Source organism: Thalassobius sp. MITS945101, assembly GCF_047123305.1.
Taxonomy (GTDB): domain Bacteria; phylum Pseudomonadota; class Alphaproteobacteria; order Rhodobacterales; family Rhodobacteraceae; genus Thalassobius.
In genome coordinates, this window is sequence record NZ_CP138918.1 from 795,522 (window position 1) to 815,019 (window position 19,498).

The 19,498-nt window shown below is 60.3% G+C and carries 18 protein-coding genes; 10 read left to right on the forward strand and 8 right to left on the reverse strand.

Annotated features, from left to right (window positions below):
• Position 1 precedes the first annotated feature (1 nt).
• From SIC14_RS04110 to SIC14_RS04120, 3 genes are read left to right on the forward strand one after another with little or no spacing between them, the layout of a single operon-like run.
• Positions 2-1,378: a DUF6638 family protein gene (locus SIC14_RS04110; RefSeq protein WP_412564562.1), complete on the forward strand. Its 1,377-nt coding sequence runs from the start codon at positions 2-4 to the stop codon at positions 1,376-1,378.
• A 21-nt stretch (positions 1,379-1,399) separates the two neighbouring features.
• Positions 1,400-1,666: a hypothetical protein gene (locus SIC14_RS04115; protein WP_412564563.1), complete on the forward strand. Its 267-nt coding sequence runs from the start codon at positions 1,400-1,402 to the stop codon at positions 1,664-1,666.
• 15 nt (positions 1,667-1,681) lie between these two features.
• Complete coding sequence (locus tag SIC14_RS04120) at positions 1,682-2,329, forward strand: DUF1523 family protein (RefSeq protein ID WP_412564564.1); 648 nt, start codon at positions 1,682-1,684, stop codon at positions 2,327-2,329.
• A 121-nt stretch (positions 2,330-2,450) separates the two neighbouring features.
• Here the strand turns inward: SIC14_RS04120 and SIC14_RS04125 are convergent, their stop codons facing one another.
• Positions 2,451-3,920 carry a PLP-dependent aminotransferase family protein gene (locus SIC14_RS04125; protein ID WP_412564565.1) on the reverse strand — a complete coding sequence of 490 codons (1,470 nt, stop codon included), beginning with the start codon at positions 3,918-3,920 and terminating at the stop codon, positions 2,451-2,453.
• Between the two features lie 129 nt (positions 3,921-4,049).
• On the opposite strand from SIC14_RS04125, the gene SIC14_RS04130 reads away from it, so the two are divergent.
• Both SIC14_RS04130 and SIC14_RS04135 read left to right on the forward strand, forming a co-directional pair.
• Entirely contained in the window at positions 4,050-4,361 is a 312-nt protein-coding gene (locus SIC14_RS04130; RefSeq protein WP_412565820.1) for an ArsR/SmtB family transcription factor, read from the forward strand.
• Positions 4,354-5,394 carry a permease gene (locus SIC14_RS04135; protein ID WP_412564566.1) on the forward strand — a complete coding sequence of 347 codons (1,041 nt, stop codon included), beginning with the start codon at positions 4,354-4,356 and terminating at the stop codon, positions 5,392-5,394. The genes SIC14_RS04130 and SIC14_RS04135 overlap by 8 nt, the downstream gene beginning before the upstream one ends.
• Before the next feature lie 64 nt (positions 5,395-5,458).
• Here SIC14_RS04135 and SIC14_RS04140 read toward each other — a convergent pair whose 3' ends face one another.
• Positions 5,459-6,250, reverse strand: coding sequence for an alpha/beta hydrolase (locus SIC14_RS04140; RefSeq protein WP_412564567.1), 792 nt, complete (start codon positions 6,248-6,250; stop codon positions 5,459-5,461).
• A 133-nt stretch (positions 6,251-6,383) separates the two neighbouring features.
• Here SIC14_RS04140 and SIC14_RS04145 point away from each other — a divergent pair, with 133 nt between their 5' ends.
• On the forward strand, positions 6,384-7,865 hold the full coding sequence (locus tag SIC14_RS04145) for an NAD-dependent succinate-semialdehyde dehydrogenase (RefSeq protein WP_412564568.1): 1,482 nt from the start codon (positions 6,384-6,386) through the stop codon (positions 7,863-7,865).
• Between the two features lie 58 nt (positions 7,866-7,923).
• On the opposite strand, the gene SIC14_RS04150 is transcribed toward SIC14_RS04145, so the two are convergent.
• Positions 7,924-9,138 carry a PLP-dependent aminotransferase family protein gene (locus tag SIC14_RS04150; RefSeq protein WP_412564569.1) on the reverse strand — a complete coding sequence of 405 codons (1,215 nt, stop codon included), beginning with the start codon at positions 9,136-9,138 and terminating at the stop codon, positions 7,924-7,926.
• A 158-nt stretch (positions 9,139-9,296) separates the two neighbouring features.
• On the opposite strand from SIC14_RS04150, the gene SIC14_RS04155 reads away from it, so the two are divergent.
• Positions 9,297-11,483 (forward strand): esterase-like activity of phytase family protein, encoded by a 2,187-nt coding sequence (locus tag SIC14_RS04155; protein WP_412564570.1) that lies wholly within the window; start codon positions 9,297-9,299, stop codon positions 11,481-11,483.
• Positions 11,484-11,665: 182 nt separating this feature from the next.
• Entirely contained in the window at positions 11,666-12,634 is a 969-nt protein-coding gene (locus SIC14_RS04160) for an NAD(P)-dependent alcohol dehydrogenase (protein ID WP_412564571.1), read from the forward strand.
• 100 nt (positions 12,635-12,734) lie between these two features.
• Here SIC14_RS04160 and SIC14_RS04165 read toward each other — a convergent pair whose 3' ends face one another.
• The 5 genes from SIC14_RS04165 to SIC14_RS04185 all read right to left on the reverse strand — a co-directional run bounded on the left by SIC14_RS04165 (position 12,735) and on the right by SIC14_RS04185 (position 18,230).
• On the reverse strand, positions 12,735-13,205 hold the full coding sequence (locus SIC14_RS04165; RefSeq protein ID WP_412564572.1) for an Hsp20 family protein: 471 nt from the start codon (positions 13,203-13,205) through the stop codon (positions 12,735-12,737).
• Between the two features lie 120 nt (positions 13,206-13,325).
• Entirely contained in the window at positions 13,326-14,159 is an 834-nt protein-coding gene (locus SIC14_RS04170; protein WP_412564573.1) for a trypsin-like serine peptidase, read from the reverse strand.
• A gap of 90 nt (positions 14,160-14,249) precedes the next feature.
• On the reverse strand, positions 14,250-15,575 hold the full coding sequence (gene glcF, locus SIC14_RS04175; RefSeq protein WP_412564574.1) for a glycolate oxidase subunit GlcF: 1,326 nt from the start codon (positions 15,573-15,575) through the stop codon (positions 14,250-14,252).
• Between the two features lie 3 nt (positions 15,576-15,578).
• Complete coding sequence (locus tag SIC14_RS04180; protein WP_412564575.1) at positions 15,579-16,700, reverse strand: FAD-binding protein; 1,122 nt, start codon at positions 16,698-16,700, stop codon at positions 15,579-15,581.
• A 90-nt stretch (positions 16,701-16,790) separates the two neighbouring features.
• Positions 16,791-18,230 (reverse strand): FAD-linked oxidase C-terminal domain-containing protein, encoded by a 1,440-nt coding sequence (locus tag SIC14_RS04185; protein ID WP_412564576.1) that lies wholly within the window; start codon positions 18,228-18,230, stop codon positions 16,791-16,793.
• A 119-nt stretch (positions 18,231-18,349) separates the two neighbouring features.
• Here SIC14_RS04185 and SIC14_RS04190 point away from each other — a divergent pair, with 119 nt between their 5' ends.
• A complete protein-coding gene (locus tag SIC14_RS04190) occupies positions 18,350-18,760 on the forward strand; it encodes a CopD family protein (RefSeq protein WP_412564577.1) in 411 nt (136 codons plus the stop codon).
• Positions 18,761-18,773: 13 nt separating this feature from the next.
• A complete protein-coding gene (locus tag SIC14_RS04195; protein ID WP_412564578.1) occupies positions 18,774-19,493 on the forward strand; it encodes a DUF599 domain-containing protein in 720 nt (239 codons plus the stop codon).
• The last annotated feature ends 5 nt before the right edge of the window (positions 19,494-19,498 follow it).

Sequence of the window (19,498 nt, forward strand, 5' to 3'; positions counted from 1 at the left end):
CATGAAACGCCTGATCGAAGCCGGCCTCATGTTCGGCAACCTCATTCACATCTCCAGCCCGGCGCTGGTGGATCGCTACAATCGGGCGCTGGAGCATCTGACCGGGCGGCGTACGGCCTTGGATGATTTTCACATCGACATTTCGGGCTACGCACCAGAGGTGGGGGATGAGCTGGGCGATCATATGTATCTCAACCAAAACGGGGTGAACCGGCAATTCATTCTGTTGACCACCCAGCAGAAAACCGCGCCTTTGTTGAATGTGAAGTTTTCGATGAACCGCTCGGTCCTGCGGCATTTCATCGAAGAAAACGAGACCCAGCTGTTTGCTCTGACCACGCGGGATGCCGTGGCGGGGGAGCTGCTCAATTCGGTCTACGCGCTGCCAGATCCGCAGGCACTGTTCGACATTCGCAAGATCCGGATCGAGGCCGACACCACCGCAGGCACCGTACGGCAGGCTGAACAGCTGGGTCAGAAAATCGACCGGTTTATGGGCGAAGATGACGCTTGGTTTGATGATGTGCTGATTGCCGACATGATCACTTTGGCCAAAAAAACTGGCGACGTGACCCGCAATCCAGTGCGCTTGAAACAGATGGAGTACACGCAAGAGAACTACTGGACCGCCCATTTCGGCGGCCTCTATGTGTTCCGTGGCATGGACCATCCGGCTGTGATCTCGCGCACGGAGAAAGAGGATCTGGGCAAGCTGCCGATCAAATATGTCTTTGACTTCAATGACCGCAATCAGGTGGCGAAGTTTCTGGACTACAACGATCTGGTCGAACCGATTGTGAAGGCCCGCGGCGTCGATGCGGCCGCGATCCTGCGGCAGAAAATGGACTTCATTGTTGTGGATGTGGCGCAGGACCGCGGCATCGATCTGGTCGGGGCCACCCGCCGCGACATTCGCGCCCTGGCGCGCGATCATGCCGCCGATCTGCCGGAAGAGTTTCACGGGTTGCAGTCCCTGCTCCGCTGGGCCGAAGCCGAAGGCAGCTGGCCCAAGATCACCTCGGACCACCCCGCCTATTTTTACACCCTGCGCGCCGCCAACCACCCGGACCGCGATCTGGTGAACATGCTGCTGGCTGAATTGTCGCCCAAGGATATGCGCCAGTTGTTTATCTGCCACAAAGAAGCGTTTTACGCCGCCTATCAGGGCTGGAGCCCCACGAAACAAGGCTATGTGGTTGATTTCCTTACCCGCGAATACCAAGTGGATAAGGCAGGCACGCGGGCAGCGCTGTTTGGACATGACGCCCCGCTGGCAGAACCGGCTGCACGTGATATGGAGGATATGGTAGACCGCGTCGGTCCTTGGGGCGCCCTGCGGCGTGGCCAACAGGAACCGCCCAAAGGCCCCTGGGGCTGAGGGAGAGAACAGGAGGGAAAGATGTTTGCACTGGCACGACTGGCCTTCTTTGGCTTCCTTGTTCTGAGTGTGCTCTATGTCGGGGTCTCGATCTATTCCCGTCTGGTGCGCCGCCGAAAGCTGGGCAAAGAATGGGACACAGAGATCCGCGAAGGGGACCGTGACGCCTTTATCCGTGCGGGCCTCGAGGACTACGACCAGTCTTTCCGGCGCAAGTTGATCCTGCTGATCTATATCGTGCCCGTTGTTGTCATCGGGCTGACCGTCTATCTGGTGAATTTCTACTAAAGGGAGACCACCCTCATGGTCTATTTGAAATGGGCTTTCCGGGCCGTCATCGCGCTGCTGATTATTGGGTTTTTCCACTACACCCTGCCGCAGCACGATATTGCGCGGGTCACCGATACCTATGAAAAACGCATCGATTTTGGCGAGAATTCCCTGTTCTGGGCCTCCTCCGATGTCGGCAACGCCGAAACCACGGTGAACCGGGATGTCTTCTTTATCCAGGCCAAATACCCCAATGGCGACGTCATGGTTTACCGCAATGAGGACACCGGCTGGGGCTGGCCGCCCTACTTCAAATTTGACACGTCAAACCTGCAGGCCGAAGCCGCGGATCTGAAATCCTCGGCCGATGCGCCGCAATGGGTGGTGATCAAACACTATGGCTGGCGCAATGAGTTCCTGTCGATCTTCCCCAACGCGGTTTCGGTGCGCCCCGCCACTGGACCCGAAGAACAGATCATCCCCTGGCTCAACATTGTGATCCTGACAATCTTTGCCGCGATTTTCTGGGCAATCTACGTGCGTTGGCGCCGGTTCCGCGCCGCCCGTATTGATCCGGTGCTGGAAGAGATCGAGGACGGTTATGACGCCGCCTCTGATGCGCTTGCAGACCGGCGTGGCCGGGTCAGCCGCTGGTTGGGCACCTGGCGCAGCAAGAAGTAAGGCAGCCAAGGGGAGAGGGGCGCTGCCCCTCGCCGCCCCTGGCGGCTCACCCCGGGATATTTGCCCCAAGAAGAAGCCGCCTTTCAATGATCCCCAAATACTCCCGCCGGAGGCGTTAAACCTATCCCGCCTGCGCAGCCATGATCGCCAGGGCAATCCGTTCCACCCCTTCCGCAATCCGTGCCGACGGGATCGAGGAATAGGCCAGGCGATAGTGGTTCTTCGGCGGCAGATCGCCGGAGAAAAAACGGGCACCGCTTTCGATCAACACCCCTTCGGGCAGGAGACGTTGGCGGACCTGCTCCATGTCGACGCCTTCGGGCGCTTTCATCCAGAAAGAAGAGCCGCCGAAGGTGCCGGATCCGGCGATCTCCAGCCCGTGATCCAACAATGCTGCCTGCATGACCTGGCGCCGTTCGGCCAGCAGGCGCGACATCCGTTTGATCTGGGCATCGTAATGCCCCAGGCGCAGGAAATAGGCGGCGGTGCGCTGGATATGGCCGGGCGGGTGGCGCAGCACATTGGCCCTGAGCGCACGGGCCTGCCGGATAAAAGGTTCCGGCCCCACCAGATAGCCCAACCGCAAACCGGGGAATAGCACTTTGGAAAAGCTGCCGACATAGATCACCCGCCCGTCGCCATCAAGCGATTTCAGCGCTGGCGAAGGGGGCGACAGGAAGGACATTTCAAATTCGTAGTCATCCTCCACAATCAGGGCCTCGCGCTTGCGGGCCTCATCGAGCAGCGCCAGACGGCGCGCGCGCGGCATGGTCGCGGAGGTTGGGCATTGGTGCGACGGCGTGGTGAAGATGACATTGCTCGCGTCGGGCAACGCTTCGGGCGGCAGGCCGTCGCCGTCCACATCAACGGCGGACACGTCACAGCCGGTTTGCTGCAGGATGTCTTTCAGCGGTGGGTAGCTGGGGTTTTCGATCACTGCGCGGCGTTCAGGCGAGAGCAACACCTGCGCCGCCAGCCAGATCGCGTTCTGCGCCCCCATCGTAACCAGCACTTCTTCGGGGCGGGCCATGATGCCGCGTCGGGGCAGGCTGTGGCGTAGAATGAACTCGACCAGCTCAGGATCATCCTGATCGTAATAGTCCGTGGTCAGCGCGGTGAAGTCCTTCTGGCCCAGGGCCTGAATGGCACAGAGACGCCAGTGAGTGTGATCAAACAGAGCCGGATCGGCCTGCCCGTAGATAAACGGAAAGCGGTAGCGCGCCCAGTCTGAGGGTCGGCCCGGCACCACCGAGGTGTTGATCTGCCTTGCCAGCGCCTTGGCCCAATCCACTCCTTGAGCAGCCTCAGGCATTTTGGGTTCCGGCAGAGGTTCCGGGGCGTCCTCGGACACAAAGTAGCCTGAGCGGTCGCGGGCGGTCAGATAGTCATTGGCCTGCAACTCGGTATAGGCCAGCGTCACGGTGATCCGGCTGAGGCCAAGATGGGTCGCCAGTTTGCGGGAGGACGGCAGTTTCTCACCGCGGCGCAGACGGCCTGACAGGATCCCTTCGGCGATCATCTGCTGGATCTGGGCCTGCAGGGTGCCTTGGGCATCCGGTTTCAGGAAAAAGGTTTCGACGGGAATGGACATGGGTCGAAGCTAGTCTGGACTTAAGGCAAGGGCAATCTGGATTTATCAGATCGGGGTTGTCAGCCACTCAATAAAACCATAAAACTAGTTTTATCGAATAATTGAGGAGTCGGGCTGATGGAGTCAGACATGAATATCGAGATCGCCGCCGGCACGTTTTCGGCCATGGGATCGGAGGCACGACTAGAGGTGCTGCGTCTGCTGATCCGCGCGGGCGAAGCCGGGCTGACCGTGGGTGAGATTCAAGAGCGTTCAGGCATCGCGCCTTCAACGCTGGCGCATCATCTGAAGTTTCTGGCCGCAGGCAATGTTGTTACGCAGGAAAAGCAGGGGCGTAGCACCATCACCCGCGCCAATTTTGACCACCTGCAACGGATCGCCAATTACATCCTGTGCGAATGCTGTGCAGACGAACCCCAGAGGGCTGCAAACGATGGCTGACCTGACCCAATCCCCGAAATCCAACCGCAGTCTGAAACATCTGCTGGCGCCGCTGAAAACGCCCTGGGCGCTGATCGTGGTGATCCTGGCGCTGGTCGCCCTGCTGGATCCGGGCAATCTGCGCAACGTAATCGAATTTGCGCTGAAGGCGTTGGCGCACACCGGCCAATACATTGCTTTTGCAGTGTTTCTGCTGGCCTATCTGAAGGCGACCGGGGCGGAAGTGCTGGTGGCCAAGGCCTTTGAGGGGCGCGAAACGCGGATGATCCTATTCGCGGCGCTGTTTGGGGGGCTTGCCCCCTTCTGTTCCTGCGAGGTGATCCCCTTCATCGCAGGCCTTCTGGCACTTGGCGCGCCCCTGCCGGCGGTGATGGCCTTCTGGCTGTCCTCACCGTTGATTGATCCACCGACCTTGCTGATCACAGCGGGTGCGCTTGGCTGGCCCTTTGCTATTGGCAAAGCGATCTTTGCTGTGGGGCTGGGCCTGTTTGGCGGCTTCCTGTTGCGCGGTCTGATGCATCACGGTGTGTTCCAGAACCCGCTGAAGCAGGAAAAGAAAAGCTGCGGCAACTGCTGTTCCGCCCCCAAGGTGGAGGGAAAACCGGTCTGGGCCTTTTGGAAAGAAGCCGAGCGCCGCAGCAAATTCCGCAGCGAATTTGCCTCCAACGCTTTGTTCCTGCTGAAATGGCTGGCCTTCGCCTATGTGTTGGAAGCGCTCTTGGTTAGCTATGTGCCTGCCGATGTGATCGCCAAAGTGGTGGGCGGGGACGGCCTGTTGCCCATCGTCACAGCCGCCTTTGTCGGGATGCCCGCCTACCTGAACAGCTATGTGGCACCGCCGCTGTTGGCAGGTTTGATGGAGCAGGGCATGAGTGCAGGCGCGGCAATGGCCTTTATGATCGCAGGGTCCGTCAGCTCCATCCCCGCGATGGCCGCGGTCTGGTCCTTGGTGAAACCACAGGTCTTTGCCACCTACCTGATCTTCGGCATCACCGGCGCCATTCTGGCGGGCGTGCTTTTCCAGCTGGTGTAAGCCCGCCCCGACAACGAAAAGCCCCGCGGCAGGTGACTGCTGCGGGGTTTCTGATTTTAAGCGGTTAACCCAAAAGCCGTGAAATCATCCGGCCGTCGCGGTCCTGCAAGCCGTCAATGACATCGAAATGGTGTTTGCCCGGATCAATCACGCAGTCACATTCCCAGGCCTCGCCAAGGGCTGCGGCCTGTTCGATAAAGACCGGGCGTTCCTCACCGCCAACCCAGGCGATGACCTCCACCCCGTCCAGTGGCTGCTGCAGAACCGGGCTTTCGGCGCGGGCATCGCTTTCGTCCATCTTGAACTTTTCGTTCATTGAGGTTTTCAGCAGCGGCCGCAGATCCGCCACAGGGGAAATCGGCATCACCCGTTTGACCCGTTTGGCCACAGCGTCGGGCAGCAGACCAGGCACCACCATCCGGGCCACCAGATGCCCGCCGGCCGAATGGCCCGCCAGATGGATCGGCCCCGCCACCATTGCGGCCGCTTCAGGGATCATCCGGGCAATCTGATGGGTAATCTCGGCAATCGAGACCTCGGGCGCCAGATCATAGGACGGCATTGCCACCGCCCAGCCCGCCTCAACCGCGCCTTGGGCACAATGGGACCAGCTGGATTTGTTGAACGCCAGCCAGTAGCCACCGTGCACAAAAACCAAGAGCCCCTTGGCGGTGCCTTCCGGTTTGAACAGGTCAAAGCAGTGCCGTGCCCCTTCGCCGTAAGGCACGTCCAACTCGGCCAGTCCGGCCTCCAGCATCCCTTCGCGAAACCCGGCAGCGGCGCGGGCCCAGCGTGGCGGGAACTCTTCGGCCCCGTCGATATAGGCCCCATTGGCGTAGGCGTCGTCCAGTTCCATTCTCTCTCCCTTGGAATGTGCCATTCCTGAATTTGATCACTTTTTCTGGACAATCCTAGCGCCAGATGATCTGCCTGTGCCAGAACTAATCAACGCCCATTGGGGCGTACCGTATTTTCCGGGAGGGTCTTACATGCTGGACAAAGCCACTGATCTGAAATCGCTGTTGAAGGATCCCAGCCTCTTGGCCACGCAGGCCTATGTTGCGGGCGAATGGGTCGACAGTGACACGGGCGCAACTTACCCGGTGACCAACCCGGCCCGCGGCGATGTGATCGCCGAAGTGGCCGATCCCAGCCGTGCCCAGGTGGCTGAGGCCATCGCCAAGGCCGAAGTCGCACAGAAAGAGTGGGCCAGCTGGACCGGCAAGGAACGCGCCCAGGTGCTGCGTCGTTGGTTTGATCTGATGATGGAACATCAGGACGATCTGGGCACCATCCTGACCGCTGAACAGGGCAAACCGCTGACTGAGGCCAAAGGGGAGATCGCCTATGGCGCCTCTTTCATTGAGTTTTTCGCAGAGGAGGCCAAGCGGGTCTACGGCGAGACCATCCCCGGCCACCAGCGCGACAAGCGCATCATGGTGATGAAACAACCCATCGGCGTTGCCGCCTCAATCACGCCGTGGAACTTCCCCAATGCGATGATCACCCGCAAGGCAGGCCCTGCACTGGCAGCCGGCTGTGCCTTTGTTGCCCGCCCGTCCGAGCTGACACCGCTTTCGGCGCTGGCGCTTGGGGTGCTTGCTGACCGCGCCGGACTGCCGAAAGGGGTGCTGTCGATCCTGCCCACCACGGATGCCCCCGGCACCGGACAGGAATTCTGCGAAAACCCGATTGTGCGCAAGCTTACCTTCACCGGCTCCACCAATGTGGGCCGTATCCTGATGCGGCAGGCCGCCGATCAGGTGATGAAATGTTCGATGGAACTGGGCGGCAACGCGCCTTTCGTCGTCTTTGATGACGCCGATCTCGACGAAGCTGTGGCCGGTGCCATCATGTGTAAGTTCCGCAACAACGGCCAAACCTGTGTCTGCGCCAACCGGATCTACGTGCAGGACGGTGTCTATGATGCCTTTGCGGCCAAGCTGAAAGCCGCTGTCGAGAAGATGAAGGTTGGCGATGGTCTGGACGCTGGCACCGAACTGGGGCCGCTGATCAACGACAAGGCAATCCTGAAGGTGCAGGAACACGTTGCTGACGCCACTGCCAAAGGGGCTGAGGTCATTCTGGGCGGCGGCGAGCCGCTGCAGGGCGCGGGCCACTTCCTGCCACCGACCATCGTGACCGGGGCCACCAAGGACATGCAGTTTGCAACGGATGAAACCTTTGGCCCGCTGGCACCGCTGTTCCGCTTCAAGGACGAAGATGAGGTGATCGAACTGGCCAATGACACGATCTTTGGCCTGGCCAGCTATTTCTACGCCAAAGACCTGAGCCGCGTGTACAAGGTGGCCGAGGCGCTGGAATACGGCATCGTTGGCGTGAACACCGGCATCATTTCCACCGAGATGGCGCCTTTCGGCGGCGTCAAACAATCCGGTCTGGGCCGCGAAGGCAGCCACCACGGCATGGAAGACTATATGGAGATGAAATACGTCTGCCTGTCGATCTAAACAGACAGATCAGTATGGAATGGAAACGGCCCCATTTTGGGGCCGTTTTTTTGTGGGCTTAAGCCATTACCGCTGTAATCGCCCGTCCCAGCCGGGCAATGCCTTCATCGATCTGCGCTTGATCCGGGCTGGAGAAGTTGAGGCGCAGCGTATTGCGCCCGTCCTCATCCGGGTAAAACGCCCCGCCAGGCACAAAGGCCACCTTTTCATCCCGCAGCGCCGCCGCCAACAGATCAGCGCCATCCATCCCCGCAGGCAGGGTCATCCAGACAAACATGCCGCCTTCAGGGTGGGTCCAGTCAACGCCGTTTGGCATGTGACGTGCCAAAGCCGCCAGCATGCGGTCCCGCCGCGCCTTGTAATGGGCACAGAGCCGCTGGGTGTGCGCCTCAAACCCATCCGCCGAGACATGGGCCACGGCCATCTGATTGAGCGTCGCCGTATGCAGATCACCCGCCTGTTTCAACAGCACCATCTGATCAATCACCGACCGCGCCGCACAGACCCAGCCGATGCGCAGCCCCGGCGACAGAGTTTTGGAAAAAGAGCCGCAGTAAATCGTCCGGCACTGGTCCAGATCGCCCTTCTCAGCTAGTTCCAGCGCCAGGATTGGCGGGATGTCCTCCCCTTCATAGCGCAGCGACTGATAGGCGGCATCTTCGATCACCGCACAGTCCAATGCCGCGGCCTGCGCCAGCACCTTGCGCCGCTCTTCGAGGGTCAGCGTGATCCCTGTGGGGTTTGCAAAATCCGGTGACAGGTAGCTGAACTTCACCCGGCCCCCAGCCGCTTCTGCCTCTGCGCGCACCTCGGTCGCGGCGCGATTGCCCATCGGGTCCAGCCGGTCAAAACGCGGCTCATAAGCATTAAACGCCCCTAAGGCCCCAAGGTAGGTCGGCCAGCCCACCAGCGCCGTATCCCCCGGCGACAAAAGCAGCTTGCCGAGATAATCCAGGGCCTGTTGCGACCCCGAGGTGATCAGGATGTTGTCAGCCGTACAGGGCACGCCGAGCTGCGTCATACGCTGCGCAATCCAGTCGCGCAGGGGTGGGTAACCTTCGGAAGTTGAGTATTGCAGCGACAGCGCATGCTGCCCGTCCGACAACACCGTGTCCATCGCTGCACGGAATTTTTCGGCCGGGAACAGGGCCGGATCCGGGATCCCGCCGGCAAAGGAAATTATGCCCGGTTGATCCAGAAGTTTCAAAAGCTCGCGGATTTCCGACGCTTTCATGCGCGAATTACGGGTCGCAAAGAACGAATCGATCTTCATAAGGCTGCCTCCATGGGGTTGGACCCTGCGCGGCGACCCGAGGTAAGTCAATATAGCTGACATAAATCGTGATCAGTCTGAAATGCTTCATCAAACCGTTACCGCCCTGTCACGCAGCGCGGGCAAAGCCAGCCGCAGACATGACAAGGGAGAGCCCCATGACCTTTCGCACAATCTGCCTGACCTCCGCGATCGCCCTGACTGCGGCAGCGGCCAGCGCTGAACAGAACTTCAACCGCATCGCCTCATTTGCGACCCCGTTGAACATGGCCGCAAGCGAAGACCGCAGCCGCGAAACCTCGGCCGAGATCATCGCCGCCACCGCCGACGGCATGACGCTGGCCTATACCGACAGCCCGCTGGGTGTGCTGGGCCTGATCGACATCACCGACCCCGCAAACCCACAGCCGCTGGGCAATATCGCCCTGGATGGCGAGCCGACATCGGTCGCGATCATCGGTCAGACCGCCTTTGTGGGCGTGAACACCTCGGAAAGCTACACCGCGCCGTCGGGCCACCTGTCGGTCATCGATCTGACAACCAAGGCGGAACTGGCACGCTGTGATCTGGGTGGCCAGCCCGACAGCGTTGCCGTTGCCAAGGACGGCAGCTTCGCCGCCATCGCGATCGAAAATGAACGGGACGAAGATCTGGGTGACGGCCGCACCGGTCAGCTGCCCGCCGGTTTCCTGACGCTGGTGCAGATCAAAGATGGCACTGCCGATTGTGGCACTGTGCAAGCGGTTGATCTGACTGGTCTGGCGGCGGTGGACGGCCACGACCCTGAACCGGAGTTTGTCGACATCAACGCCGCAGGTGAGGTTGTTGTGTCGCTGCAGGAAAACAACCACATGGTGGTTGTGGCCAAAGACGGCAGCATTCTGAACCACTTCTCCGCCGGCGCTGTGGATCTGGACGGCATCGACACCAAAGACGAGCGCGGCGTGCTTCTTTTCACCGATACGCAGGCGCAGGTGGTGCGCGAGCCCGACGCCGTGAAATGGCTGGATGACAACCACTTCGCCACCGCCAACGAAGGCGACATGGACGGCGGTTCGCGTGGCTGGACCCTGTTCCACAAGGACGGCAGCGTTGTTTACGAAAGCGGTGTCAGCTTTGAACATGCGCTGGTTCAGATCGGCCACTATCCTGACAAACGTTCGGACAGCAAAGGTGTTGAGCCCGAGTCGATCGAAACCGCCACTTTCGGCGGCACGCCGATGGTCTTTGTTGGATCCGAACGCGGTTCTGCCGTTGGGGTCTATGACGTAACTAATCCGGCCGCGCCTGAGCTGACCCAGATCCTGCCCTCCGGTGTGGGTCCGGAAGGCTATGTCGCGATCCCGGCGCGCAACCTGCTGATCTCGGCCAATGAAAAAGACCTGATCGAAGACAAAGGCCCGCGCAGCCATGTCATGATCTACGAATATCAGGACGCGCCCGCGCAATATCCGATGCTGACCTCCGAAGGCACGGACGAGCTGATCGGCTGGGGCGCGATTTCTGGCATGGTCGCGGACAATGACGGCATGATCTACGCCGTGAACGACAGCTTCTATGGTTTCCAGCCGTCGATCTTCAAAATTGATCCCAGCCAGACGCCCGCGCGCATCATCGATGTGATCCGTGTGCATCGCGCCAACGGTCAGCCTGCGCAGAAACTGGATCTGGAAGGCATCACTCTGGACGGCAAAGGTGGCTTCTGGCTGGCCTCTGAAGGCCGCACCGACCGCGCCATCCCGCACGCGATCTACCATGTTGACAGCAAAGGCCTGATCAAAAGCCACAAGCAGGAATTTGGCCTCTCGGCTGAGTTGATGGCTGTTGAAAAACGCTTCGGCTTTGAAGGCATCACCAAGATTGGTGACACGCTGTGGATGGCGGTTCAGCGTGAATGGAAAGATGATCCCAAGGACCATGTGAAACTGGTTGCCTATAACACCAAGACCAAGGAATGGGGTGCCGTCCACTACCCCAAGGCCGCGCCTGCCAAAGGCTGGGTGGGCCTGTCGGAAATCGTGGCGCATAGTGACTACGTCTATGTGATCGAACGCGACAACCAGATCGGCGCCAATGCGGTGACCAAGAAAATCTACCGCATCCCTGCCGCCGACATGGTGCCGGCCCCGCTGGGTGGTGATCTGCCTGTGGTCAGCAAAGAGGAGGTGCGCGATCTGCTGCCCGACCTGAAACAGCTGAACGGCTATGTGCAGGACAAGGTTGAAGGTCTGGCAATCCTGCCGAGCGGTGAGGCCATCGTCTCCACCGACAACGACGGGGTGGATGACCATTCGGGCGAAACCCTGTTCTTCTCAATCGGGCAAATCAGCCAAGACGCCTCGTAACGGCGACACAACATGAGGCAAAGGGCGCCCCGGAATGGGCGCCCTTTTGCATTTTTACCAACGGGGCCATCATACGTTTTTGCATGATACCCAGCCGAATTTTGCCAATTCTCACCGCTGACGCATGGAACTAGCGTCAGCGCAATCAAGGAGACCGCCGCCAGAGACAGGAGATCTGAACAATGCGCGCCATGACCTACCGCCGTTACGGCCCCGCCGAAAATGTCCAACCTGCCAACCTGCCCCGCCCCAAAGCCCGCAAAGGCGAAGTGCTGGTCGAGATTGCGGCCAGCTCGGTCACCACGGCCGACTGGCGGCTGCGGGCCTCGGCGTTTCCGGGAGGGTTCTGGTTGCTGGGACGTTTGATGTTCGGCCTATTCCGCCCCCGTCAGCAAGTGCTGGGGGGGGAATTTGCAGGCCGTGTCGTGGCCTGCGGGTCCGGCGTGACAGAGTTTGCACCGGGCGATCGTGTCTTTGGCTTTGCCGGTCACGGCACCCATGCGGAATTTGTGACGGTGAAGGCCGGGGGCTGCATTGCCAAAATCCCCGACAGCCTCAGCGACGCGGAAGCCGCCGCGCTGCCATTTGGCGGCCTGTCTGCGCTGGTGTTCCTGCGCGACTTTGCCCAGCTGTGCCCAGGAGAAGATGTGCTGATCCCTGGCGCCTCAGGTGGGGTGGGGCTCTATGCCGTACAGGTGGCCAAGGCCCTGGGCGCCAATGTCACCGCAGTGGCCAGCACCGGCAAACTGGATAAACTGCGCGATCTTGGGGCGGACCGGGTGATCGACTACACCCGCCAACAGCTCAGCGCGGCGGGGCGTGACTATGACGTGATCCTCGATCCCGCCGGGTTCCTGCCCTACACCGAAGGCCGCAAACTTCTGAAGCCGAATGGCCGCTTTGTGGCACTGAATTTTGGCTGCGCTGAAATCGGACAATTGATCCTGCAAAAACTGCGCGGCGGGCCACGGCTTGTGATCGGCGTCAATGGCGACAAGAAAGCAGATCTGGAAGTGCTGCTGGAGATGATCAAAGAAGGCGTGTTGCGGCCCGTGGTTGGTCATAACCTGCCGCTGGAGGACATTCAGGAAGCTTACCGTTTGGTCGAAAGCCGACGGCGCAAGGGGCCGGTGATCCTGCAGGTGGGCTAGCCCCACTGTTCAGCAACCAAAAACGGGCAGAGCTATTGCTCTGCCCGGTGGCCACAGGGGCCAGCCGACGGGGAACGTGGGGGGGAGGAGGTCGGAGGGATTAGTTCACCGCCTGTGCATCCAGCACATCCTTTTCCACGGCTTTACCGGTCGAGATGGCAATCCGGCGCGGTTTCAGCGCTTCGGGCACTTCACGGGCCAGCTCGATGTGCAGCAGACCATCGGCATGGGTGGCGCCGGTCACACGGACATGATCCGCCAGCGTAAAGCGGCGTTCAAAGGCGCGGGTGGCGATACCGCGATGCAGGTACTGGCGTTCACCATCTTCTTTTTCACCTTTACGGGCGGCGATGATCAGCGCGTTTTCCTTGACCTCAACGGTCAGGTCGGCTTCGGAAAAACCGGCAACAGCAATCGAGATGCGATAAGCGTTCTCATCGGTTTTTTCGATGTTGTAAGGGGGGTAGCTGGGCTGCGGCGCGTCATTGGTAAAAACGCGATCCATCATGTCAGCGATCTGGTCGAAACCTACAGAAGCACGGTAAAGCGGTGCAAAATCAAAACTACGCATTGGGGGTACCCTCCATCTGAGCGAAACCAATATGTGATGCCTTCCAACTGGACAGGCGGTGGTTCAGGACCCGTTAGCGGCGCCCTGATGCATCAGATGTGGGGAGGTAATTTGGGGGTTTCAACCCCCGTCTACAGAAACAAATTTGGCACCGATATTTGCGCGATTTTTCTGCGGTGCCGTGTTGCCACGAGTCACGGTCGGGCGGATCACGCCAACACCGGATTTCAATTGGGTGCGCAGGAGATCAACAGAAGCATCCAGCTGGCTGCCCAGCGCAACTTTTTCGCCCTCGGCCTCGGCCTTGGCGGAAATCACACTGACAATGCGCGGCACACCGCCCGCCATGGTAAAGACCGGCGCCCCGGACGAGCCGAAATCCACATCGCAGGACATGACAAAAACCCCCTGCTGCCGCCCCATAACCGAGCAGATTTCCTGCACCGAGGGCGCCTCTGCCCGGTCGTGGGCGTAAGAAACAACACCAACACGGTCGCCAGCACCGGCATCGCGCATCACCGCAAAGGGTTCGATTGATCCGTTTCGAATGGGGTGCGCCAGTTGCAGGATTGCCAGATCATTGCGCACACGGCCCGCCGTCACCGGCCCGTCAAACCGATAAGACGGGTGCATCACCGCGCGGCGCACCTGGCGGTAGGCCTCGGCGCGGCCATTGCGCATACCCGCCTGAAACTCGATTGAGGTTGGTTCAATCTGCGTGCCGTCCCGACGGTCAAACAGACAATGTGCTGCGGTCAAAACCAGATCGGGGGCGATCAACGCCCCGGTGCAAAACCCTTTGCCTGCCAAATCCAGACGGCCCACGGCCTCCCAGCCTTTGCTGTCTTCGCCGGTGTCGAGCCGCTTGAGCCCGCTGTCCTGCGCCATTGCGGGCGCGGAGGCAAAAGAAGCGGCCAGCAACAGACCAAACGTAAAGACAACGAAACGCAGCATAGGGATTCCTTTCTCTGCTCTCGTCCATAGCCATCGCTTGAGGCGAAAATAGGGCGGGATCCCGCCCCATTTCGGCCGCCGCCGGTCGGATCAACGCAGGATTGGCACGCCGGTGTGGCGCTTCTCCGCCCCGTCAGACAGGGCCGGGGGTTTGGGGCCCCCATTGGCCCAGTCCAGCAGTTCCACCGTGTGCACAATCGGCACCTCAGTGGCGGATCCGATCTGCATCATGCAGCCAATATTTCCCGCAGCAATGACGTCAGGGTTCCTTGCCTCCAACGTCCGCACTTTGCGCTGTTTTAGCTGGCCCGAGATTTCCGGCTGCATCAGATTGTAAGTGCCCGCTGAACCACAACACAGGTGACTGTCGGCAGGTTCCACCACCGTGAAGCCTGCCTTTTTCAGCAAGTCTTTGGGATAGGTTTTGATTTTCTGCCCATGCTGCAGCGAACAGGCGGCGTGATAAGCAATGGTCATGCCTTTGTTTTCACCCTCCGGCAGGTCCAGCTTCATCAATACCTCAGAGACATCTATCGCAATATCCGACACCCGTTTGGCTTCGGCGGCCAAAGGATCATTGCGGAACATATGGCCGTAGTCCTTCACCGTGGTGCCGCACCCCGAGGTGTTGATGACAATGGCGTCCAGGCCTTCGCCATCCATCTCCGCGACCCAGGCGCGGATGTTCTTTGCCGCCGTTGCATGGCTGTCTGCGGTTTTGCCCATGTGGTGGGTCAACGCGCCACAACAGCCCGCACCCTCAGCAATCACCACGTCACAGCCCATACGTTTCAACAGGCGGATGGTGGCATCGTTGATATCGGTGTTGAGCGCTTTCTGGGCGCAACCCGTCATCAAGGCCACCCGCATCTTGCGCGGCTGTTCAGCGGCAAACGTCTGCGGATCATCATTGCGGCTGACCGGTGGGATCATCTTCGGCGCCATTTCCAACATCGCGCGCAACCGCGCATCCGGCATAAGTCGGGCAAAGGGTCGCCCGATCTTGGCCCCCAGCAGCGCCATACGGAAGCGCATGGGATAAGGCAGGACCTGCGCCAGCACCCAACGCAACGCGCGGTCGGTGAACGGGCGCTTATAGTTGTTCTCAATATATTCCCGCGCATGATCCACCAGATGCATGTAATGCACGCCCGAGGGGCAGGTGGTCATGCAGGCCAGACAGCTGAGGCAACGATCCACGTGTTTCACCGTCTTCTCATCCGGCACCCGCTCGTTTTCCAGCATATCTTTGATCTGATAGATCCGCCCGCGCGGGCTATCCAGTTCATCGCCCAAAACCTGATAGGTCGGACACGTGGCAGTGCAAAAGCCGCAATGCACACAGGCGCGCAGAATTTCATTGGCCCGCTGGATGCCGGGGTCCTGCAGCTGTTCTTTGGTAAAAGTGGTCTGCATATCTTACCCCATCAGCCCTGCGTTCAGAATCCCGCGCGGATCGTATTTCTGCCGAATGCCCCGGCTCAGCGCCGCCACGGGGGCCGGTTCCGGCTGCAACATCGCCACCCGCGCCTTGGTCTCAGAGGAGGCGCGCACCAAGGTGGCATGCCCCCCAATCCCAGACAGCGCTGGCCGAATATCGCGCCCCGCAGGCATCAAGGCCCAGACCAGCCCGCCACCCCAATCATAAATTACAGCTTTGGCGTCCAGCGCCGCTGTCACCTTGGGTCCATCCGACGGTTTCACCGATATCCGCCAAACATCGCCCTCCTGACCGGCAAAGGCCTCCACATCGCGTATCCACTTCCAGCCCGCAGCCAGACGCTGCGGCGCGGTCTCCACGCTCAAGTCACCAAAGCCCCCCAAGAGCCCTTTCAGCTGCTCCGCCCGATAAGCAACAGAGCCTTCAAAGCCTTCAACACGGATCATCGTCACTGGCGCGCCGTCAACGCCCACAGGTGCATGGGCCGCACCCGTCACATCAAACGGCGATCCCAGCGCCGCCGACATTGCCTGCACCGCCACCTCATCCGACAGGCCTTCGATCAGCACACAGGCCGCGGCCTCAGGCTGCGGCAACACCTTGAAGCTCACCTCTGTCAGCACACCCAAGGTGCCATAAGACCCCGCCATCAGCTTGACCAGATCATAGCCGGTGACGTTCTTCATCACCCGACCGCCATTCTTCAACGCAACACCGTTGCCATCGACGAAGCGCACGCCCAACAGATAATCCCGACAGGCCCCCGCCTGCACTCGGCGCGGGCCAGAGATGTTGGCGGCCACCACCCCCCCCATCGTCGGCACCCCTTTGGTGCCCAACAAAGCGCGGTGATCCATTGGTTCATACGGCAAGCGCTGGCCTTCGGCCGCCAGCATCGCCTCCACCTCTGCCACCGGCGTGCCCGCCTTCACCACCAACGTCAAGGCGCCGGGCTCATAAAGCTCTACCCCCGCCAATCCGCTGGTTTCCAACACGTCGCCCGCTGGCGCCATGCCGCGCGTATTGCCGCCTCGAATGGACAGCGGCGCGGCGGTGTCCTTGAGGATTTCGGCCAGTTCGGCCTCTGTCTCAGGTCTCATCATTTCATCTTGCCTAATCTACTCCGGGGTGAATGAGGTCATCGCCAGATGACCGCAGAGGGGCAGCGCCCCTGCGACCGGAAAACAATATCACTCCGCGGCAACGCGTCGGGTTTCACTGGTCGCCAGCGGGAAGACCTTGGCGGGGTTGAGCAGCCACTTCGGGTCAAACACATCCTTCACCGCCATCTGCGCCTCCATGTCCTGAGGCTCAAACTGGTCGACCATCAGGTCCCGCTTTTCGATGCCCACGCCATGTTCCCCAGTCAAGCACCCGCCAACCTCGACACAGAGCTTCAGGATATCGGCACCAAAGGCTTCGCATTTTTCCAGATCCCCCGGTTTGTTGGCGTCGAACAGGATCAGCGGGTGCATATTGCCGTCGCCCGCATGGAATACATTGCCGACCCCCAAGCCATACTCCTTGCTCATCTCGCCAACACGGCGCAGCACATAGGGCAGCTGGTTGACCGGGATTGTGCCATCAAGACACATGTAATCGTTGATCTGTCCCATCGCCCCGAAGGCCGATTTCCGGCCGAGCCAGATGCGGGCGCTTTCATCAGCGCTGGTGCTTTCGCGCAGCTCCACCGGATTGTGCGAACGGGCAATGGCCAGGATCTTGTCCAGCTGTTCGGTAATTTCCCCGTCGCTGCCTTCGACCTCAACGATCAGCAGTGCCTCACAATCCGGGTAGCCTGCCCCGGCAAAGGCTTCGGTGGCACGGATACAGGGGCGGTCCATGAACTCGATCGCCACCGGCAACACGCCGGCCTTGATGATGTCGCTGACGCACTGGCCCGCCACCTCATTGCTGTCAAAACCCATCAGCACAGGCCGCGCCCCTTCGGGTTTGCGCAGAATGCGTAGCGTCGCTTCGGTCACCACCCCCAGCTGTCCTTCGGATCCGCAAATCACCCCCAACAGATCCAGCCCGCCACTGTCCAGATGGGCACCGCCGATTTCCACCACGGTGCCATCCATCAGCACCATTGTAACCCCCAACAGGTTGTTGGTGGTCACGCCGTATTTCAAGCAATGCGCCCCGCCCGAGTTCATTGCGATATTGCCCGAAATTGCGCAGGCCAGCTGCGACGAGGGATCGGGCGCGTAGAAGAAATCCTCCTCCTCCACCGCGCCGGAAACGCTGAGGTTGGTGCGGCCGGTCTGCACCCGGATGAACCGGTTGTCGTAATCGGTTTCCAGCACGTCATTCATCCGCGCCACGCCCAGGATCACCGAATCCGCCGTTGGTAAGGATCCCCCCGCCAGCGAGGTCCCCGCCCCACGCGGCACCACCGGCACATTCATGTCGTGGCAGATCTTCAGAACCGCCGCGACCTCTTCGGTATTGCGGGGCAACACGGCTGCCAGCGGTGGACACCGGTAGGCGGTCAGCGCGTCACACTCATAGGCGCGGGTCTCGGCCTCTTCATGGATCACCGCATCCTGCGGCAGAACCTCTTGTAGTTTTTTGACCAATACCGGCTTCAGAGCCAGCACTTCTGGGTCAGGCTTTGGCATTTCCATGAGCACCTCCCTGGAATTGGTAAAGATATATAACCAAAATTTTCGTCAGAGCAAATGTTTTCCAACCTGTGGCCCCGCGACACTTGTGCAGGGGCCGCGAAAACAGGCATTAGGGGCGCATGGACTGGGTGAAAATCATACATATCCTCTGCGTCATGGGCTGGATGACAAGCATCTTTGCGGTGCCGCGTGCCCTGATTTACTGGAAACGCGAATACAACCGGCTGGGTGAGTTTGGCCCACTTGGGGACCTTACCGTGCGGCTCTACCGCTTCTCAGCGGGACTTGCGGTGATCGCGCTGGCGACCGGCCTTTGGCTGGGCTGGGATCTGGATTTTCCCGCCTGGGTCTGGCTCAAACTGTCACTGGTTGCGGCACTGGCGCTGCACTATGTCTGGACCGGCAAACTGGTGATTGCCGCCCGCAAAGGTATCTTCCGTGAAAGCGAGCTGTTCCTGCGTATCTTCAACGAAGTCAGCGTCTTCGGCGCCATCGCCATCCTGTGGGTGGTGGTTGTGAAACCGTTCTGAACGGGCCAAGCAGATGACCCTGTCGCAAATCGCCCACCTGTTTGACTGGCTGGATCTGGCCGCGCTTGGCCTGCTGTTCGCCGCTTGGATGCTGATAGGCTGGATGATCCAGCACCCGCCCAAAAATCGGCCCTCCGTCTCTGTCTTGATGGCGGACTATCGGCGCGAATGGATGCGGCAGATGGTGACACGGCAACCGCGGATTTTTGACGCGCAAACGCTGTCGACTCTGCGGCAGGGCACCTCCTTTTTTGCTTCTGCCGCAATGTTGGCCATCGGGGCCGCACTGGCCGCGATTGGCAATGCAGAACAGCTGGTGGGCGTCGCCAAAGACCTGTCGATCAGCACCGATCCCAAGTTTGTTTTCGAGGCAAAGCTGCTGGTGGTGTTGTTTTTCCTGACCAATGCTTTCCTGAAATTTGTCTGGTCGCACCGTCTGTTTGGCTACTGCGCGGTGCTGATGGGCGCGGTGCCCAATGAGGTGGACGATCCCGTGTCCGTGCCCCGCGCCATGAAAGCGGCCGAGATCAACATCACCGGGGCGCGCAGCTACAATCAGGGCCTGCGTTCAATCTATTTTGCCCTCGCCAGCACCGTCTGGATGATCGGGCCGATTGGGCTGCTGATTGCCACCTGCATCACCTTCGGCGTGTTGTGGCGGCGCGATTTTGCCTCCCGCTCGCGCGAGGCGCTGATGGCCATGACCGATGGTCTGGGCCACACGCCTTCGTGACCGCT

What these genes read in the sequence shown, in the direction of transcription:
- SIC14_RS04180 (WP_412564575.1), bottom strand. Translation starts at nt 16,700, where the DNA reads ATGAGACCTGAGACAGAGGCCGAACTGGCCGAAATCCTCAAGGACACC.
- SIC14_RS04125 (WP_412564565.1), bottom strand. Translation starts at nt 3,920, where the DNA reads ATGTCCATTCCCGTCGAAACCTTTTTCCTGAAACCGGATGCCCAAGGC.
- SIC14_RS04160 (WP_412564571.1), top strand. Translation starts at nt 11,666, where the DNA reads ATGCGCGCCATGACCTACCGCCGTTACGGCCCCGCCGAAAATGTCCAA.
- SIC14_RS04165 (WP_412564572.1), bottom strand. Translation starts at nt 13,205, where the DNA reads ATGCGTAGTTTTGATTTTGCACCGCTTTACCGTGCTTCTGTAGGTTTC.
- SIC14_RS04185 (WP_412564576.1), bottom strand. Translation starts at nt 18,230, where the DNA reads ATGGAAATGCCAAAGCCTGACCCAGAAGTGCTGGCTCTGAAGCCGGTA.
- SIC14_RS04140 (WP_412564567.1), bottom strand. Translation starts at nt 6,250, where the DNA reads ATGGAACTGGACGACGCCTACGCCAATGGGGCCTATATCGACGGGGCC.
- SIC14_RS04150 (WP_412564569.1), bottom strand. Translation starts at nt 9,138, where the DNA reads ATGAAGATCGATTCGTTCTTTGCGACCCGTAATTCGCGCATGAAAGCG.
- SIC14_RS04110 (WP_412564562.1), top strand. Translation starts at nt 2, where the DNA reads ATGAAACGCCTGATCGAAGCCGGCCTCATGTTCGGCAACCTCATTCAC.
- glcF (WP_412564574.1), bottom strand. Translation starts at nt 15,575, where the DNA reads ATGCAGACCACTTTTACCAAAGAACAGCTGCAGGACCCCGGCATCCAG.
- SIC14_RS04195 (WP_412564578.1), top strand. Translation starts at nt 18,774, where the DNA reads ATGACCCTGTCGCAAATCGCCCACCTGTTTGACTGGCTGGATCTGGCC.
- SIC14_RS04135 (WP_412564566.1), top strand. Translation starts at nt 4,354, where the DNA reads ATGGCTGACCTGACCCAATCCCCGAAATCCAACCGCAGTCTGAAACAT.
- SIC14_RS04170 (WP_412564573.1), bottom strand. Translation starts at nt 14,159, where the DNA reads ATGCTGCGTTTCGTTGTCTTTACGTTTGGTCTGTTGCTGGCCGCTTCT.
- SIC14_RS04120 (WP_412564564.1), top strand. Translation starts at nt 1,682, where the DNA reads ATGGTCTATTTGAAATGGGCTTTCCGGGCCGTCATCGCGCTGCTGATT.
- SIC14_RS04145 (WP_412564568.1), top strand. Translation starts at nt 6,384, where the DNA reads ATGCTGGACAAAGCCACTGATCTGAAATCGCTGTTGAAGGATCCCAGC.
- SIC14_RS04130 (WP_412565820.1), top strand. Translation starts at nt 4,050, where the DNA reads ATGAATATCGAGATCGCCGCCGGCACGTTTTCGGCCATGGGATCGGAG.
- SIC14_RS04155 (WP_412564570.1), top strand. Translation starts at nt 9,297, where the DNA reads ATGACCTTTCGCACAATCTGCCTGACCTCCGCGATCGCCCTGACTGCG.
- SIC14_RS04115 (WP_412564563.1), top strand. Translation starts at nt 1,400, where the DNA reads ATGTTTGCACTGGCACGACTGGCCTTCTTTGGCTTCCTTGTTCTGAGT.
- SIC14_RS04190 (WP_412564577.1), top strand. Translation starts at nt 18,350, where the DNA reads ATGGACTGGGTGAAAATCATACATATCCTCTGCGTCATGGGCTGGATG.